Raw genomic sequence first — 16,352 nt, 5'->3', positions numbered from 1 at the left:
CCCGGGCACGCTGTGAAGGAGGATGATGTGATGTGCGTCTCCGCAGAGACGTCCGCAGGGACGGACGCGTACGCGTACCGGCCGCTGCTGTTCTCCGTCGCCTACGGGATGACGGGCTCCGTGGGCGACGCCGAGGACCTCGTGCAGGACGCCTTCCTCGGGCTGACCCGGGCGCGCCGGGCGGGCACCGTGATCGCCGACCTGAAGGCGTACCTGACCACGGCGGTGACCCGGCTCGCCATCAACCACCTGAAGTCGGCGCGGGTACGACGCGAGACCTACGTGGGCGACTGGCTGCCCGAGCCGGTCGTGGTCGCCGCCGACGGGTCCGGGCCGGCCGAGCACGCCGAGCTGTCCGACGCGCTGTCGATGGCGTTCCTCGTGCTGCTGGAGGTCCTCTCGCCGGTGGAACGCGCGGTGTTCGTGCTGCGCGAGGTCTTCGGGTACGGCTACCCGGACGTGGCGCGGATCACCGGCAAGTCCGAGGCGAACTGCCGGCAGATCTTCGCCCGCGCCAGGAAACGCGTCGCCCCCGGCGCGCGGCCGGCCGGCCCCGTGCCGCTCCCGGTGCGGCGGGCGGAGGGCGCGCGGCTGGCCGACCGGTTCTTCGCGGCCGCCGACAGCGGTGACCTGGACGCCCTGCTCGGCATGCTCGCTCCCGACGCGGTGTTCCAGGGCGACGGCGGCGGCAAGGCGCAGGCGCTCGGGGCGTCGGTGACCGAGCCGCGGCGGATCGTCCACCTGCTCGTCGGCGGCTTCCGCCGGGTCCGGAAGCTCGGTGCCGTCCTCGAACCGGCCTGGGTCAACGGCCGCCCGGGTGGGGTCACTTACGACGCCGAGGGCCGCGTGGCCAGCGTGGTCGTGCTGGACATCGCCGACGGCGCGGTCCGGGCGATCCACGCCGTGTCCAACCCCGACAAGCTCGCTCACCTCGGACCGGTGTCCGGCATCGGGCTGCTGCCGGGACCGCGACCCACCGGGGGTCAGACCGCGTAGCGGCCGGGCGCGAACAGGTGGAGGTTGCCGCGGATCCAGTCCGAGGTGCGGCGCAGGCCCTCGTCGAGGGAGACCTCCGGCTTCCACGAAGCCCAGGCGCGGGCCCGGGAGTTGTCCGACAGCAGGCGGTGCACCTCGCTGCCGGCCGGGCGCAGCCGCGCCTCGTCCACGACGATCTCCGCGTCCCGCCCGGAGACGGCGATCAGCTTGCGGGCCAGGTCGCCGATGGCGATCTCCTCGCCGGTGCCGAGGTTGACGACGTCACCGAGCGCCCGGTCGCACTGCGCGACGGCGAGGAAGCCGCGCGCGGTGTCGGTGACGTAGGTGAAGTCACGGGTCGGGGTCAGCGAGCCGAGGCGTATCTCGTGGGCGCCGGCGTGCAGTTGGGCGAGGATCGTGGGGATCACGGCGCGGGCGGACTGGCGGGGGCCGTAGGTGTTGAAGGGCCGCACGACCGTCACGGGCAGGTCGAAGGCGTGGTGGTGGGAGAGGACCATCATGTCGGCGCCGATCTTCGAGGCCGAGTACGGCGACTGCGGCTGCAGCGGGTGGTCCTCGCCGATCGGGACGGTCAGGGCGGTGCCGTAGACCTCGCTGGTGGAGGTGTGCACCAGCCGGCGCACCCGGTGCCGGCGGCAGGCCTCGGCGATGTGCTCCGTGCCGGTGACGTTGACGGCGACGTAGGCGCCCGGGGAGTCGTAGCTGTAGGGGATGCCGATGAGGGCGGCGAGGTGGAAGACGGTGTCGCAGCCGGCCACGGCGTCCGTCACCCGGCCCGGATCGCGCACGTCCCCCGCGATCAGCTCCACCTGCGGGTGGTCCTGGAGACGGGCGAGGTTGCCCTTCTCGGCGTACGGCTTGTAGTGGACGAGGGCGCGGACGGTGGCGCCCTCGCGGACGAGCAGGTCGACCAGCGTGGAGCCGATGAAGCCCTCGGCTCCGGTGACGAGGACGGTACGGCCGTGGAAGAAGCCGGTCGTGGGGTGGGCGGTCGCGTTCATGGCGGGGCCTTTCTCAGCGGGAGTGGGAAACAGGGGCGGGCAGCGGGTGACCCGCGAGCCGGAGGACCTTGCGGGCCAGCCGGTCGGCCGCGTCCCGGTGCAGCGCGCCGACGCCGGCCGCGGCCGCGGCGCGGGACATGGCGTCCAGCCGGCGCGGGTCGTCGAGCAGGGGGCCGGCGAGGGCGTCGAGGGACACGGCCGTGGTCGCCTCGTCCCGCAGCAGCACCCCCGCGCCGATGCCGGTGAGGGTGCGGGCGTTGTGCGTCTGGTGGTCACCGGGGGCGTGCGGGTACGGCACGAGGACGGCGGGCAGGCCGATGGTGGCCAGCTCGGCGACGGTCGCCGAGCCCGCCCGGCACACCAGCAGATCGGCGGCGGCGTACGTCCGGTCGATGCGGTCCAGGTAGGCCACGGCCTCGGCGACCCGGTCGGCTCCGGCGGTGCGCAGCCGGGCGCGGGCCTCCTCCAGCGCCGCGGGCCCGGTCTTGATCAGCAGCCGTACGTCGGTGCGCTCCCGCCAGCGCTCGGCGAGCCCGAGGGCCGCCTCGGTGAGCCGGGCCGCGCCCAGGCTGCCGCCGTTGACGAGGAGCAGCCGGGTGTGCGCGCCGACGCCCAGTTCCCGGCGGGCGGCCTCGCGCGCGCCCGCCCGGTCGAGGGCGGCCAGCGGGCCGGACAGCGGCATGCCGACCAGCTCGGGCCGGCCGGACGCGGGCAGCCGGTCGCCGCCCGCCTCGAAGGCGAGCGCGATGTGCGGGGTGAGCCGGGCGGCGAAGGCGTTGGCCCGGCCGGGCACCGCGTTGGACTCGTGGATGACGCTCGGCAGCGAGGCGAGGCGGGCGCCGAGGATGACGGGGGCGCTCGGATAGCCGCCCATGCCGACGGCGACCCGCGCGCCCTGTTCCCGCAGGATGGCCCGGCACTGTCCGGCCGACTTCAGCAGCGCGGCGGGCAGGGTGAAGCGTTTCGCGCCGAGGGAGCGGTCGAAGGGGATCATGTCGACCGTGTGCAGCCGGTACCCGGCCTCGGGGATGAGCCGGGTCTCCAGGCCGCGCTCGGTGCCGACGAAGGAGATCACCGCGTCGGGCACCCGGCGGCGCAGCGCGTCGGCCAGCGCGAGCCCGGGGTAGATGTGGCCGCCGGTGCCCCCGGCACCGATCACGACGGAGAGCGGAGTGTCCATGCCCGGCACGCTCGCGAGCCGTTCTAAGAGGCTTATAAGAGAGCGGTTTGGCACGCTGGGGCCATGAACGACGCAGCGTACGCCCCGTCCCCCGGCGCCTTCGGGCGGGTCCTGGTGGTGGACGACGACCCGGAGGTGCGGGCCGCCCTGGAGGACGGACTGACGCTGGAGGGCTTCACCGTGCGCGGCGCGGCGGACGGCCACGCGGCGCTCGCGGCGGTGGTGGACTGGGAGCCGGACGCCCTGGTACTGGACGTGATGATGCCGGTGGTGGACGGGCTGGCCGTGTGCCGGCAGCTGCGGGCGCTGGGCGACCGTACCCCGATCCTGGTGCTCACCGCGCTCGACGCGGTCAGCGACCGGGTGGACGGTCTGGACGCGGGCGCGGACGACTATCTGGTCAAGCCGTTCGCGCTGGACGAGCTGGCGGCCCGGCTGCGCGCCCTGCTGCGCCGCGCCGGCCCCGGCGAGCTGCCGCAGCCGGACGCGCCGCGCTTCGCCGACCTGCTCCTGGACCCCGAGAGCCGCTCGGCGGTGCGCGCGGGCCGGCGGCTGGAGTTCACCCGCACCGAGTGGGCCCTGCTGGACCTGCTGCTGCGCCACCCGGGCCAGGTCCTGGAGCGGGAGACGATCATGCGCTGGGTGTGGGGCCGCGACCTCGGCCCCGACTCCAACTCCCTTGCCGTGTACGTCGGTTATCTGCGCCGCAAGCTGGAGGCGGGCGGCGCCTCGCGTCTCGTGCACACCGTGTACGGCGTCGGCTACGTCCTGGACGAGCGATGACCCGCACCCGACCCCGCCTTCGGCCCCGACCCCGCCGGCACCGCCGCCCCCCGCTGCGCCGCCGGCTGGCGCTCACCGCCTCCGCCGCCGTCGCCGGCGTGGCGCTGGCGGTGTGCGCGGGCGCGTACGCCGTCACCGTCTACACCCTGAACCGGCAGTTCGACCTCCAGCTCACCCAGGCGGCGACGCTGGCGATCCAGCAGCACCAGCAGAACGGGCCCGGCGTGCAGGCCGGCGAGTGCCGCTATCTGGCCGCGCCCGCGTGCGCCCAGCTCGTGCCCGCGTCGGCCGCCGACGACCCGAAGGAGAGCTATCTGCTGCCCGTCACCGGCGCCGTGCGCCAGGTCGCGGGCCGGGACCGGGCGCCGTACTTCAGCACCGCCTCGGTGGCCGGTCACCCGGTGCGGGTGCTGACCACGCCCGCGGGCAAGGGCCTGGCCATGCAGGTGGCGCTGCGCTCCGACGGGGTACGGCGGGCCGAGCGGCAGGTCGCCGGGCTGCTGGCGGTGATCGGCGGGGCCGGGGTGCCGGTGGCCGCGCTGCTCGGCTACTGGGTGTCCCGCTCGGGCCTGGCCCCGGTGGCCCGGCTGACCTCGACGGCGGAGCGGATCACCGCCACGCGCGACGCCGGGCACCGCATCGAGCTGCCGCCCGGCCCGTCCGGTCTGCGCGGCCGGGAGGACGAGATCACCCGGCTCGCGGTGAGCTTCAACACCATGCTCGACGCCCTGGAGGAGTCTCTGGCCGCCCAGCGGCGCCTGGTCGCCGACGCCTCGCACGAGCTGCGCACCCCGCTGACCGCCCTGCGCGCCAACGCGGAGATCCTGCTCCGGGCGGACCGGCTGACCCCGCGCCAGCGGGAGCGTGCGACGGGCGCCCTCACTCGCCAGCTGCGGGAGGTCACGAACCTGGTCAACGACCTGATCGACCTGGCCCGCGACGAGGAGCCGCAGCAGGCGCTGGAGGTGGTGCCGCCGACGGCCCTGCTGGAGCATGCCGTGGCCGCCGCCCGGGACCACTGGCCGCACATCGGGTTCGCCCTGGAGACCGACCCCTCGGCCGCCACCACCCTGACGGCTGCCGTCCCCAGCCGTCTGACCAGGCTGTTCTCCAACCTCTTGGACAACGCGGCGAAGTTCTCCCCGGCGGGCGGCCGCGTCGAGGTGGCCGCGCTGCACTCACCGCGGGACGGCCGGCTGGAGATCACCGTCCGCGACCACGGCCCCGGCATCGACGCCGCCGACCTGCCCCATGTCTTCGACCGCTTCTACCGCTCCCGCACCGCCCGCGCCCTGCCCGGCTCCGGGCTGGGCCTGGCCATGGCCCGGCAGATCGCCCACACCCACGGCGCCGAGCTGATGGCCCACCAGGCTCCGGGTGGCGGCGCCCTGTTCCGGCTGCGGCTGCCGGCGAACGAAAACAGCCGGTGACCCGTCTCGCGACGGAGTCACCGGCTGATCGATGAGGGTGAGTGACGGGACTCGAACCCGCGACATCCTGGACCACAACCAGGTGCTCTACCAGCTGAGCTACACCCACCACGACCGGTGGTGGAACTTGTCGTTTCCCCGACCGGCCGAGAAGAAGTCTACAGGGTCCGCAGGGGTGCTCGCGCACATGTTTTCGCGAGCACCGGTCCCGGGGCTACTGCGCGGGCAGGACGTACTTGGCGGCGATCGACTTCGCCGTGTCGGAGTCCGGGCCGGGCTGCGGGACGAAGACGGCCTCGCGGTAGTAGCGCAGCTCGGCGATCGACTCGCGGATGTCGGCGAGGGCCCGGTGGTTGCCGTTCTTCTCCGGGCTGTTGAAGTACGCCCTCGGGTACCAGCGGCGGGCCAGCTCCTTGATGGAGGACACGTCCACGATCCGGTAGTGGAGGTAGTCCTCCAGGGTCGGCATGTCGCGCAGCAGGAAGCCGCGGTCGGTGCCGACGGAGTTGCCGCACAGCGGGGCCTTGCCGGGCTCCTTCACGTGCTCCCGCACATACGCGAGGACCTGCTCCTCGGCGTCCTTCAGTGTCGTGCCGTTCGGGAGCTCGTCGAGCAGCCCGGACGCGGTGTGCATCTGACGCACCACCTCCGGCATCGTCTCCAGCGCCCGCTCTGGCGGGCGGATGACGATGTCCACCCCCTCGCCGAGTACGTTCAGCTCGGAGTCGGTGACGAGGGCGGCAACCTCGATGAGAGCGTCGTCGGACAGCGAGAGGCCGGTCATCTCGCAGTCGATCCACACCATGCGATCGTTCATGCGACCACCCTAAATCGGGCTGGTGATTTTCGGTCCCCCCGTGCCGAGTGCTCCGCAGGAGTGCCGGGGACGGCCGTGGCCGGTCGCGCAGTTCCCCGCGCCCCTGTCGGGGCGCGGGGAACTCGACTCGCTCAGCTGCCGTGCCTGGGCCCCGGCAGCAGACCGACCGCGCCCGCCGCCTGCCGGCGGCTCTGCATCGGGACGCCGCTCTCCGGGTGGAGGAGGGCGGGGACCGGGCCGGTCACCGGGCCCGGTCCGGGCAGGCCGGTCGGGGCACCGGGCTGGGGCAGCGCGGGCTCCGCCTCACCCGGCCGGTCGCCCTGCGGCCGACGGGCGCGGTAGGCGGCCCGGTAGGCGGCGGGGGACGAGCCGAGCTGACGGCGGAAGTGCCCGCGCAGCGCGACGGGGGAGCGGAAGCCGCAGCGGCCCGCCACCTCGTCCACGCTGTAGTCCGACGTCTCCAGCAGCCGCTGCGCCTGGAGCACCCGCTGCGTGATCAGCCACTGCAGCGGCGCGCTCCCGGTCAGCGAGCGGAACCGGCGGTCGAACGTACGGCGGCTCATGTAGGCGCGTGCCGCCAGCGTCTCCACGTCGAACTGCTCGTGGAGGTGCTCCAGCGCCCAGGCGACGACCTCGGCCAGCGGGTCGGCGCCGATCTCCTCTGGTAAAGAGCGGTCCAGGTAGCGCTCCTGGCCTCCTGTCCGGCGCGGTGGGACGACCAGGCGGCGGGCCAGCGCGCCGGCCGCCTCGTTGCCGTGGTCCGTCCGCACGATGTGGAGACAGAGATCGATTCCGGCCGCCGTACCCGCCGACGTGAGCACGTCGCCGTCGTCCACGAAGAGCTCTCGCGGATCGACGTGCACCGACGGATAGCGCTTGGCCAGCGTCGGCGCGTACATCCAGTGGGTCGTCGCGGGACGGCCGTCCAGCAGGCCCGCCGCCGCGAGGACGAAGGCGCCGGTGCACAGCCCGACGATGCGGGCGCCCTCCTCGTGTGCCCGGCGCAGGGCGTCCAGCGCCTCCTCCGGTGGCGGCGAGGTGATCGAACGCCAGGCCGGTACGACGACCGTCCCGGCGCGTGAGATCGCCTCCAGGCCATGCGGTGCGGTCAGTTCCAGGCCCCCTGTGGTCCGCAGTGGACCTTCCTCGCCGGCGCACACCAGCAGTCGGTAGCGCGGCACGCCGGCGTCCTGGCGGTCGATCCCGAACACCGACAGCGGAATGGAACTCTCGAAGATGGGGCCGCCGCTGAACAGCAGCACCGCGACGATCTCCTTGCGGCGGCGCCCGGAGAGTTTCCGGGCCGCGGCTTCCGGCGCGGCAGTGGAGTCGTGGCTCATACTGCTAAGCCCCCCTCGGTGGTCGCGGCTCCTCGGTTGTGTCGCTCCTGCACGTTTCCCCTCGGTCCTGCACGAGTCCCCCGCCGTAAAGACAGTCAAGATCGAATCTACTGGCTACCGCGGTCTCACGGTGGCCGGTTCGACACGCCGGACATTGTCGACATGACAACTTGGCGTGAAGCATTCGATCACGAAGCGTTGCACTCGCGGGGGGTGTAGGGAAGTGCGCCTTGTCGCGGTGGCCGAACCGCGTAGGGTGCGCAGCCGCCGATGGACCCTTTCCGTGCAGGTCAAACGGGGGTTGGGGGGTGGTTGCGACCCCCCTGGGTCGACATTGAGAAGTTGGCTGAAAAGAAACCTTCGGGGGTACGGAAACAGGTCAGTTGACCGGTGTCCGTCCCCGGGTGCGACGTCTGCCGCTTTGCGGGCCGGAACGGTCGGCGTCCCGCGCGGCGCATCGCTCCGATCGCCGCAGCAGCACCCGGCACACGGCCGTGACGGCGGCCAGCCCCAGCGCGGCCCCCGCGGCGCCGGCCAGCGAGGTGCCGTACCAGACCAGGACGACGGGGACGAGGACGCAGCTGAAGGCGGCCCAGCGGATCACCTCGCCCGCGCCGTCCGGCGGCGCCGGACGTGGCCGTGCGGCGGATCGCGGTCCGGGCATCTCGTACTCCCCTTCGTACTCCCCGGGTGTACTCCTTGGGGGTACGTCCGGGGTGGTGGCTCGCCCGGTTCAACGCCCGTTCGGCCACTCGGTCACCGGTCGATCACGACTCGCGCGGGTGTTAACCGTGTGCAAACCGCCTGTACGGGGCAGCAACCATTGCGTTACGGGCGCGGCTCGTGCATGCTCCGGTGAACCCACTCCCCGACGTCGGGGGACCGCTTACGGAGCGTGCGCGGGATCTGGGCCCGGGAGGCGTGCCGCCGTACCCTTGGGGGTATGGGGTTGGGAAGATGTTTCCCGGACACAGCTCCGTGCCTGCTCCGACGCGCAACTGTCGTCCCCGCCCGTAAAGGATCAAGACGCCGAGACAGCCATGGCCGGTCACGAATTCTTCGACCCAGCGGACCGCAAGCGGCCCGTCGCCGATCCCACGGCGTCCGAGCCCCTGGCGGCGGAAGAGCCACGCCCCTCCTGCGACCCAGCCTTCCGGCACGGAGTCGTCGTCGGCTTCGACGGCTCCACCTCCAGCGAGCGTGCCCTCGCCTACGCCATCGGCATGGCCCACCGCTCCCACGCCGGCCTGATCATCGTGCACGTCGCCAACCGGCTGCCGACGACCGTGTGGGCCGGCTGCGAGCCACCGGTCTTCGTCGACGTGCCGGACCACCGCACCGAGGTCCTCGGGCTCGAACTGGCCTGTGCGGACTATCTGTCCGAGGTGCCCTGGATCCTGGTCGAGCGCGGCGGGGACATCTGCCACGAACTCGAAGAGGTCGGGCGGGAGTACGAGGCGGACGCGATCGTCGTGGGCTCCACGCACGGCATCGTCGGCCGCATCTTCGGCTCGGTCGCCGGGCGGCTCGCCAAGCGGGCGCAGCGGCCCGTGATCGTCATTCCCTGAGTACGCCAACTCCCTTTGTGCAGCGCGAAACTACTCGCGCGTAGAGGTGGTTTGTGCCCTTGTGAAGGGCATATATCGGTCACCCCGCAACGGCACAGCATGAAGGGAGCCCGCCGTGGACAACGGAAGTACTACGGTGGTCGGCCGACTCGCCCTGGGAATCACCCTGTTGGCGTTCGGTCTCGGTACGACAGGCGTGATCCACGGCGTGGCCGCGTCCGACGCCGTGTCAGTGGCCCACTATGTGGGCGGAGTTGCCTTGTTCCTCGTCGGCCTGCTGGCCTTCCGTGGTGGCGACGGCGTTTCCGGTACGGGCTTCGCGGCCCTCGGCGCGCTGTGGTTCACCTGGGCGGTCGGCGGTCACTCCTCCGCCGACGCGGCCGGGCTCTTCCTCCTCCTGTTCGCCCTCGTGGCGCTCACCCTGACCCTCGCGGGCGGGGACAGTCTGGGGCAGGTCATGCACGGGCTGCTGTTCCTGGCGATGCTGGTGCTGGCCGTCGCGGCCTTCGCCGACAGTTCCTCTCTCGCCAAGGTCGGGGGCTGGGTCGCCGCTGTGTCCGGCGCGGTGGCCTGGTACGCGGCGACGGCCGCGCTGGCTCACTGGCCGACGGCTCTTCCCGGTCGTGCTGCGGGCCGGGGGGTGACGGCCGCCGGCTGATCCGAGCAGCACTGAACGGACCCCCACGTGAAGGTGGCCACGTGGGGGTCCGTTCTGCTGTCGCGGAACTACTCCACCGTCACCGACTTCGCCAGGTTCCGCGGCTTGTCGATGTCCCGGCCGAGCGCCTTGGCCGTGTGGTAGGCCAGCAGCTGGAGGGGGATGCCCATCAGGATCGGGTCCAGTTCGTCCTCGTTCTTCGGGACGACGATCGTCTGGTCCGCCTTCTCCTGGTGCTGGTGGGCCACCGCGAGGATCTTGCCGCTGCGGGCCTTGATCTCCTCCAGGGCGGCGCGGTTCTTCTCCAGCAGGTCGTCGTCGGGGACGATCGCGACCGTCGGCAGGGCCGGCTCGATCAGGGCCAGCGGGCCGTGCTTCAGCTCGGAGGCGGGGTAGGCCTCGGCGTGGATGTAGGAGACCTCCTTCAGCTTCAGGGAGGCCTCGCGGGCCACCGGGTAGCCCCGGACGCGGCCGATGAAGAGCATCGAGCGGGCGTCGGCGTACAGCTCGGCCAGCTCCTTGATCTGCTCCTCCTGCTTGAGGATCTCGGTGATCTGGTCCGGCAGCCTGCGCAGGCCCTCGATGATCCGCTTGCCGTCACGGACCGACAGGTCACGGGTGCGGCCGAGGTGCAGGGCGAGGAGGGCGAAGGCCACGGTCATGTTCGTGAAGCACTTCGTCGAGACCACGCAGACCTCGGGACCGGCGTGGACGTAGATCCCGGCGTCGGCCTCGCGCGCGATCGCCGAGCCGACGACGTTGACGACGCCGAAGACCCTGGCGCCCTTGCGCTTCAGCTCCTGCACGGCGGCGAGGACGTCGTACGTCTCACCGGACTGGGAGACCGCGACGTACAGGGTGTCGGGGTCGACGACCGCGTTGCGGTAGCGGAACTCGGAGGCCGGCTCGGCGTCGGCGGGGATGCGGGCCAGCTCCTCGATCATCTGGGCGCCGATCATGCCCGCGTGGTACGAGGTGCCGCAGCCGAGGATCTTCACGCGGCGGATCTGCCGGGCCTCGCGGGCGTCCAGGTTGAGGCCGCCGAGGTGCACGGTGGAGAAGCGGTCGTCGATGCGGCCGCGCAGCACGCGGTCCACGGCGTCGGCCTGCTCGAAGATCTCCTTGTGCATGTAGGTGTCGTGGCCGCCCATGTCGTACGACTCGGCCTCCCACTCCACGGTCGTGGGCTCGGCGGTGGTGCGCGTGCCCTCGGTGGTGTAGGTGCGGAAGTCGTCGGCCTTCAGGGTGGCCATCTCGCCGTCGTCGAGGGTCACTATCTGGCGCGTGTGCATGACCAGGGCGGCGATGTCGGAGGCGACGAACATCTCCTTCTCGCCGATGCCGAGCACGACCGGGGAGCCGTTGCGGGCCACCACGATCCGGTCGGGGAAGTCGGCGTGCACGACCGCGATGCCGTACGTGCCCTCGATCGCCCGGACCGCCTGGCGGACCTTGTCCTCCAGCTTCTCGGCGGCGGAGCGGGCGATGAGGTGGGTGAGGACCTCGGTGTCGGTCTCGGAGAGGAACTCGACGCCGTCCGCCTCCAGCTTGCGGCGCAGGTCGGCGGCGTTGTCGATGATGCCGTTGTGGACGACGGCGACCTTGCCGTCGGCCGACATGTGCGGGTGGGCGTTGACGTCGGAGGGGGCGCCGTGGGTGGCCCAGCGGGTGTGGGCGATGCCGGTGGTGCCCTTGAAGCGCGCCGGGACCTTGGCCTCCAGGTCGCGCACCCGGCCCTTGGCCTTGACCATCTTCAGACCGGGCGTCTTCGGAGAGGAGACGACGATGCCAGCGGAGTCGTAGCCGCGGTACTCCAGCCGCTGCAGCCCTTCGAGCAGCAGCGGGGCGACGTCACGCTTTCCGATGTATCCGACAATTCCGCACATGTATGGGTATTCCTAGCCGTAGACGATGCGGCGCAGCTGCCTGAGCGTCAGCTCGGGCGGTGCCACCGCTCTATACCTGAGGTCCGCCGCGATCCGTTCGAAGATCTCCGCGTTCACCAGGCCCTGTGCCTGCAGCTCGCGGTGGCGGCGACGGACGTAGTCCTCCGTCGACTCGTCGAAGTAGGCGAGCACGTCCTGGACCACCCGCAGCGCCTCGCCCCTGTTCAGGGTCGTGGAACGCGTCAGATGATCAACAAGTTCGTCGTGCACCCGGTAGATCCTGGAGTACGGGGCGCGGTTTCGCAAGAAACGTGCCCGATTTCGGGCAGGGCCCTCCTCCGGACCCTGTTGGATCTCTGTTCCCCGGGCGTCCACCCCGTGTCGTGCGTCTCGTTGCCCGGACCGGCGAGTTTCGGGCGCCATGGACATTCCTCGTATGGGAGTACCCGACCGGCTCGCCGAGCGCATGAGCATGGCCGAGCAGCATGAGTACCTGCGCGCGAGATTCTCGCGCCGGAACCTGATCAGAGGCGGCGCCGTCACGCTGGGCGCCGTCACGGGTGGCGCGTACGTGACGGGTGCCACCGCCCAGGCCGCCGTACCGACCCTGGGGGTACCTCCCACGCAGTGGGGGAGCACCGCCCCGGCCACCGAGCACGTCGACGGCGCCCTCGTCGCCCCCTTCGGCCGGCACCTCGCCTACGGCACCGACCCGCGCACCGAGATGACCGTCTCCTGGCAGGTCCCGGTCGCCGTGAAGAAGCCGTTCATCCGCATCGGCGCCCGCCCCTGGGACCTCTCCCGCCGGATCGACGCCGAGGTCCGCACCCTCTACACCCCGGCCGGCGTCGGCGCGAGCGGCGACCACACGCAGTACTACCTGCACGCCCGGCTCACCCACCTGCGCCCCGGAAAGACGTACTACTACGGCGTCGGCCACGAGGGCTTCGACCCTGCCGAGCCGCACCTGCTGGGCACCCTGGGCACCTTCACCACCGCCCCCGCCCGCCGGGAGCCGTTCACCTTCACGGCCTTCGGCGACCAGGGCGTCAGCTACCACGCCCTCGCCAACGACAGCCTGATCCTCGGTCAGAACCCGGCCTTCCACCTGCACGCGGGCGACATCGCCTACGGCGACCCGGCCGGCCAGGGCAAGTCCACCGACACGGGCTTCGACTCGCGCACCTGGGACCAGTTCCTCCACCAGACCGAGTCGGTCGCCAAGCAGATCCCGTGGATGGTCTCGTACGGCAACCACGACATGGAGGCCTGGTACTCGCCGAACGGCTACGGCGGCGAAGAGGCCCGCTGGACCATGCCGGACAACGGACCGGACGCCGCGCACCTGCCCGGCGTCTACTCCTTCGTGCACGGCAACACGGCGATCGTCTCGCTGGACCCCAACGACGTCTCCTTCGAGATCCCGGCGAACCTGGGCATTTCCGGAGGTACGCAGACCAAGTGGTTCGAGAGTCAGCTGAAGCGGTTCCGGGCCCGTGACGACATCGACTTCGTCGTCGTCTTCTTCCACCACTGCGCGTACTGCACGTCCACGGCGCACGCCTCGGAGGGGGGCGTGCGCCAGGAGTGGGTGCCGCTGTTCGAGAAGTACCAGGTGGACCTGGTCATCAACGGCCACAACCACCAGTACGAGCGCACCGACGTGATCAAGGACAACAAGGTCACCAAGAAGCTTCCGATCGGCGGCACCGCCTACCCCGAGACCGAGGGCGTCGTCTACGTCACCGCCGGCGCCGCGGGCCGCAGCCTGTACGCGTTCACCGCCCCCGACTCCTACGAGGGCCACGAGCACGAGGTCGACTCGGTCGCGTCCTTCATCAACACCAAGGACGGCAAGGTCAACGAGACCGTCGCCTGGTCCCGGGTGCGCTACCTCGACTACTCCTTCCTGCGCGTCGACGTCACCCCCGCACCGCGCGGCCGGCAGACCACGCTGACGGTGTCGGGCATCGCCGAGACCGGTGAGCGCATCGACCACTTCACGGTGTCCCGCCGGGCGAAGTAACTCCCCGGGCCCGCCGTCGGGCGGTCCTGCGCACGCGCCCTCACAAGCGCTTCAGGACCGCCTGCTTGGCCAGGGCGAACTCCTCGTCCGTCAGCACCCCGTCCCGGCGCAGCTCGCCGAGCTCGCGCAGCCGCCGCAGCAGCGCGTCGTGGTCCTCGCCCCCGGCCGGCTCCTCGGCGGGCGCCGGCCGCTGCGGCGGTACGGCGGCCGGGGCGGGGGCCGCGGGATGCGGCAGCCGGGCCTGTACGGCGGCGGCCACCAGTGCCATCAGCGGGTCCTTCTTGAAGCCCCACAACTCGACCGCGTTCGGGTCGTACTTGGGCGGGGCCGTGATCGGCGCGCCGCGCACCAGGAACCGCAGATGCCCGTTCTCCAGCCCGGCCGCCGGCTGCCACTCCACGCCCGTGATCTCCGCCAGGGGAAGCGTCCGGGGCCCGGCGGCGGCCTTGGCGTCCTCCGTCTTCCAGTTCCACTCCAGCCGCACCTGGTCCCCGTCGAAGCTCGCCGTGCCGTCCCCGGCGGAGGCGGACACCGGCAGCGCCGGGCCCGGCAGCAGGTACCCGTCGGCCGGCTCCGGCGGGACCTGCTCCAACAGCAGCGCGGTGCGCACCTCGTCCGCGACGTACTCGGCGACGCCGTACCGGTCGGTCTGCACCGCCAGCTGATACGGGTCGTCCGCCTCGGCGAGCCGTCCGCCGGTCGCCTGCGTCAACGGGTCGGCGCCGTCGCGCAGCCGCAGCCTCAGCCGCCCCGACCTGCGCCCCTGCTCGAAGGAGACACCGGCCAACGCCCCGATCGGCACGACGAGTTCGCCCAGCTCACGGCGGAGCGGGCTCATGTTCTTGTCCCGGCCCGGGGTGAGCCGCAGGGCGTCGCCGTCGAAGGCCCAGGTGCCGTCCTTCTGGATGATTTCCGCCATGGAGGGATTGTTTCACCGGATCTGCGGGAGAGTGGTCTCGACCACATTTGGAAGGGAGCGCATGTGAGACGCAACCACAGCACGACTCCCCGAACCCCCCGACTGCCCAGGTCCTCCCGTGTGTTCGGGTCCCTGGTCCTCGTGGCGGCGGCCGGTGTCTTCACCCTGGGGGCCGCGCCCTCCGCACGGGCGGCCGTGCCCCCCACCCCGCTCGACCGGGTGATCCCGGCCCCCGCCTCCGTCCAGCCCGGCGGCACCGCGTACCGCCTCGCCCGCGGTACCTCCGTCCGGGTCGACGCCACCCCCGAGGTCCGCCGTGTCGGCGCCTACCTCGCCGGCATCCTGCGGCCCTCCACCGGCTACCCGCTGCCGCTCACCGAGTCCGGCACCGGAGGCATCCGGCTCCACCTGGCGAAGGGCGACTACGGCGCCGAGGGCTACCGGCTGCACAGCGGTGCCGACGGCGTCAACCTCACCGCGAGCACCCCCGCCGGCCTCTTCCACGGCGTGCAGACGCTGCGTCAGCTCCTGCCCGCCGCCGTGGAGAAGCGGACCGTCCAGCCCGGCCCCTGGCAGATCGCCGGCGGCACCGTCACCGACCGCCCCCGCTACGCCTACCGCGGCGCCATGCTCGACGTCTCCCGGCACTTCTTCACCGTGGCCCAGGTCGAGCGCTACATCGACGAACTCGCCCTCTACAAGGTCAACGAGCTGCATCTGCACCTCAGCGACGACCAGGGCTGGCGCATCGCCATAAACTCCTGGCCGCGCCTCGCGACGTACGGCGGCTCCACCGAGGTCGGCGGCGGCAAAGGCGGCTACTACACCAAGGCGGAGTACCGCGAGATCGTCCGGTACGCGGCCTCCCGCTATCTGGAGGTCGTCCCCGAGATCGACATGCCCGGCCACACCAACGCGGCCCTCGCCTCCTACGCCCCCCTCAACTGCAACGGCCAGGCGCCCCCGCTCTACACCGGCACCAAGGTCGGCTTCAGCTCGCTGTGCGCGGCCAAACAGGTGACGTACGACTTCGCGAACGACGTCCTGCGCGAACTGGCCGCGCTCACCCCCGGCCGCTACCTCCACATCGGCGGTGACGAGGCGCACTCCACCAGCCACGCGGACTACGTGACCATCATGGACCGCGTCCAGCCCCTCGTCGGGAAGTACGGCAAGACGGTCATCGGCTGGCACCAGCTCACCGGTGCCCACCCGGTCAAGGGCGCCGTCGCCCAGTACTGGGGCCTGGACACCACCAGCGCCGCAGACAAGGACCAGGTCGCCCAGGCCGCCCGGAACGGCACCGGGCTGATCCTCTCCCCGGCCGACCGGGTCTACCTCGACATGAAGTACACCAAGGACACCAAGCTGGGCCTCGACTGGGCGGGCCTGGTGGAGGTGCGGCGGTCGTACGACTGGGACCCGGGCAGCTACCTCGCGGGTGCCCCGAGTTCCGCGGTCAAGGGCGTGGAGGCACCCCTGTGGTCCGAGACGCTGAAGACGTCCGCCGACCTCGACTACATGGCGTTCCCGAGGCTTCCGGGCGCGGCCGAGCTGGGCTGGTCCCCGGCGGCCACGCACGACTGGGACGCGTACAAGGTGCGCCTCGCCGCGCAGGCCCCGCGCTGGGACGCGCTCGGGATCGGCTACTACCGCTCCCCGCAGGTGCCGTGGCCGGCCGGCTGAGCTGACCGGGCACCCCGGAGGACCGTACTCCGGGGTGCCCGTGTCCCACTGTCGGGATCCCG

Annotated in this window: 15 protein-coding genes and 1 tRNA gene; 7 read left to right on the top strand and 9 right to left on the bottom strand. The window is 72.1% G+C overall.

The genetic code is table 11. The features are described from left to right. The first annotated feature begins 30 nt into the window (after positions 1 to 30). Positions 31 to 996 carry an RNA polymerase sigma factor SigJ gene (gene sigJ / locus AC4OXY_RS20960; RefSeq protein ID WP_491994421.1) on the top strand — a complete coding sequence of 322 codons (966 nt, stop codon included), beginning with the start codon at positions 31 to 33 and terminating at the stop codon, positions 994 to 996. Here sigJ and AC4OXY_RS20955 read toward each other — a convergent pair. Further along, positions 984 to 1,997 carry an SDR family NAD(P)-dependent oxidoreductase gene (locus AC4OXY_RS20955; protein WP_356037701.1) on the bottom strand — a complete coding sequence of 338 codons (1,014 nt, stop codon included), beginning with the start codon at positions 1,995 to 1,997 and terminating at the stop codon, positions 984 to 986. The two genes, sigJ and AC4OXY_RS20955, sit on opposite strands and share 13 nt — an antisense overlap. A gap of 13 nt (positions 1,998 to 2,010) precedes the next feature. Next, positions 2,011 to 3,177, bottom strand: a complete 1,167-nt coding sequence (locus tag AC4OXY_RS20950) for a UDP-N-acetylglucosamine--N-acetylmuramyl-(pentapeptide) pyrophosphoryl-undecaprenol N-acetylglucosamine transferase (protein WP_491994420.1) — start codon at positions 3,175 to 3,177, stop codon at positions 2,011 to 2,013. A gap of 63 nt (positions 3,178 to 3,240) precedes the next feature. Between AC4OXY_RS20950 and AC4OXY_RS20945 the strand changes: the two genes are divergently transcribed. Continuing rightward, positions 3,241 to 3,960 (top strand): response regulator transcription factor, encoded by a 720-nt coding sequence (locus tag AC4OXY_RS20945; RefSeq protein WP_356037707.1) that lies wholly within the window; start codon positions 3,241 to 3,243, stop codon positions 3,958 to 3,960. Then, positions 3,957 to 5,390 (top strand): sensor histidine kinase, encoded by a 1,434-nt coding sequence (locus AC4OXY_RS20940; protein ID WP_491994419.1) that lies wholly within the window; start codon positions 3,957 to 3,959, stop codon positions 5,388 to 5,390. Before AC4OXY_RS20945 ends, AC4OXY_RS20940 begins: the two co-directional genes overlap by 4 nt. Positions 5,391 to 5,426: 36 nt before the next feature. Here the strand turns inward: AC4OXY_RS20940 and AC4OXY_RS20935 are convergent. The 4 genes from AC4OXY_RS20935 to AC4OXY_RS20920 form a co-directional block, all read right to left on the bottom strand. After that, positions 5,427 to 5,499 (bottom strand) — tRNA-His (locus AC4OXY_RS20935). A 105-nt stretch (positions 5,500 to 5,604) separates the two neighbouring features. Further along, the gene (gene orn, locus AC4OXY_RS20930) at positions 5,605 to 6,207 is read right to left on the bottom strand and encodes an oligoribonuclease (RefSeq protein ID WP_356037712.1); all 603 of its coding nucleotides are present in this window, start codon (positions 6,205 to 6,207) and stop codon (positions 5,605 to 5,607) included. Between the two features lie 131 nt (positions 6,208 to 6,338). Continuing rightward, positions 6,339 to 7,547 carry a helix-turn-helix domain-containing protein gene (locus AC4OXY_RS20925; protein ID WP_356023261.1) on the bottom strand — a complete coding sequence of 403 codons (1,209 nt, stop codon included), beginning with the start codon at positions 7,545 to 7,547 and terminating at the stop codon, positions 6,339 to 6,341. A 379-nt stretch (positions 7,548 to 7,926) separates the two neighbouring features. Continuing rightward, positions 7,927 to 8,211 carry a hypothetical protein gene (locus AC4OXY_RS20920; RefSeq protein ID WP_491994418.1) on the bottom strand — a complete coding sequence of 95 codons (285 nt, stop codon included), beginning with the start codon at positions 8,209 to 8,211 and terminating at the stop codon, positions 7,927 to 7,929. 376 nt (positions 8,212 to 8,587) lie between these two features. On the opposite strand from AC4OXY_RS20920, the gene AC4OXY_RS20915 reads away from it, so the two are divergent. After that, positions 8,588 to 9,115, top strand: a complete 528-nt coding sequence (locus tag AC4OXY_RS20915; RefSeq protein ID WP_356023257.1) for a universal stress protein — start codon at positions 8,588 to 8,590, stop codon at positions 9,113 to 9,115. 115 nt (positions 9,116 to 9,230) lie between these two features. Then, entirely contained in the window at positions 9,231 to 9,773 is a 543-nt protein-coding gene (locus AC4OXY_RS20910; protein WP_356023255.1) for a GPR1/FUN34/YaaH family transporter, read from the top strand. Positions 9,774 to 9,841: 68 nt separating this feature from the next. Here the strand turns inward: AC4OXY_RS20910 and glmS are convergent, their stop codons facing one another. Next, positions 9,842 to 11,659 carry a glutamine--fructose-6-phosphate transaminase (isomerizing) gene (gene glmS, locus AC4OXY_RS20905; protein WP_362819719.1) on the bottom strand — a complete coding sequence of 606 codons (1,818 nt, stop codon included), beginning with the start codon at positions 11,657 to 11,659 and terminating at the stop codon, positions 9,842 to 9,844. A 12-nt stretch (positions 11,660 to 11,671) separates the two neighbouring features. Further along, entirely contained in the window at positions 11,672 to 11,929 is a 258-nt protein-coding gene (locus AC4OXY_RS20900) for a hypothetical protein (protein ID WP_071372151.1), read from the bottom strand. A 166-nt stretch (positions 11,930 to 12,095) separates the two neighbouring features. Between AC4OXY_RS20900 and AC4OXY_RS20895 the strand changes: the two genes are divergently transcribed. Next, complete coding sequence (locus tag AC4OXY_RS20895) at positions 12,096 to 13,685, top strand: purple acid phosphatase family protein (protein ID WP_491994417.1); 1,590 nt, start codon at positions 12,096 to 12,098, stop codon at positions 13,683 to 13,685. Between the two features lie 40 nt (positions 13,686 to 13,725). On the opposite strand, the gene AC4OXY_RS20890 is transcribed toward AC4OXY_RS20895, so the two are convergent. Then, complete coding sequence (locus AC4OXY_RS20890) at positions 13,726 to 14,604, bottom strand: DUF4429 domain-containing protein (RefSeq protein WP_491994416.1); 879 nt, start codon at positions 14,602 to 14,604, stop codon at positions 13,726 to 13,728. Positions 14,605 to 14,667: 63 nt separating this feature from the next. On the opposite strand from AC4OXY_RS20890, the gene AC4OXY_RS20885 reads away from it, so the two are divergent. Next, a complete protein-coding gene (locus tag AC4OXY_RS20885; protein ID WP_356023246.1) occupies positions 14,668 to 16,290 on the top strand; it encodes a beta-N-acetylhexosaminidase in 1,623 nt (540 codons plus the stop codon). Positions 16,291 to 16,352 lie beyond the last annotated feature (62 nt).

The sequence above is a fragment of the Streptomyces sp. HUAS MG56 genome, assembly GCF_058673395.1.
The sequence above is the reverse complement of the archived record's forward strand: the minus strand, read 5'-3'. Positions and strand labels throughout refer to the sequence as shown.

What these genes read in the sequence shown, in the direction of transcription:
- AC4OXY_RS20920 (WP_491994418.1), bottom strand. Translation starts at nt 8,211, where the DNA reads ATGCCCGGACCGCGATCCGCCGCACGGCCACGTCCGGCGCCGCCGGAC.
- AC4OXY_RS20925 (WP_356023261.1), bottom strand. Translation starts at nt 7,547, where the DNA reads ATGAGCCACGACTCCACTGCCGCGCCGGAAGCCGCGGCCCGGAAACTC.
- glmS (WP_362819719.1), bottom strand. Translation starts at nt 11,659, where the DNA reads ATGTGCGGAATTGTCGGATACATCGGAAAGCGTGACGTCGCCCCGCTG.
- AC4OXY_RS20950 (WP_491994420.1), bottom strand. Translation starts at nt 3,177, where the DNA reads ATGGACACTCCGCTCTCCGTCGTGATCGGTGCCGGGGGCACCGGCGGC.
- AC4OXY_RS20940 (WP_491994419.1), top strand. Translation starts at nt 3,957, where the DNA reads ATGACCCGCACCCGACCCCGCCTTCGGCCCCGACCCCGCCGGCACCGC.
- orn (WP_356037712.1), bottom strand. Translation starts at nt 6,207, where the DNA reads ATGAACGATCGCATGGTGTGGATCGACTGCGAGATGACCGGCCTCTCG.
- AC4OXY_RS20915 (WP_356023257.1), top strand. Translation starts at nt 8,588, where the DNA reads ATGGCCGGTCACGAATTCTTCGACCCAGCGGACCGCAAGCGGCCCGTC.
- AC4OXY_RS20895 (WP_491994417.1), top strand. Translation starts at nt 12,096, where the DNA reads ATGGGAGTACCCGACCGGCTCGCCGAGCGCATGAGCATGGCCGAGCAG.
- AC4OXY_RS20890 (WP_491994416.1), bottom strand. Translation starts at nt 14,604, where the DNA reads ATGGCGGAAATCATCCAGAAGGACGGCACCTGGGCCTTCGACGGCGAC.
- AC4OXY_RS20945 (WP_356037707.1), top strand. Translation starts at nt 3,241, where the DNA reads ATGAACGACGCAGCGTACGCCCCGTCCCCCGGCGCCTTCGGGCGGGTC.
- AC4OXY_RS20955 (WP_356037701.1), bottom strand. Translation starts at nt 1,997, where the DNA reads ATGAACGCGACCGCCCACCCCACGACCGGCTTCTTCCACGGCCGTACC.
- sigJ (WP_491994421.1), top strand. Translation starts at nt 31, where the DNA reads ATGTGCGTCTCCGCAGAGACGTCCGCAGGGACGGACGCGTACGCGTAC.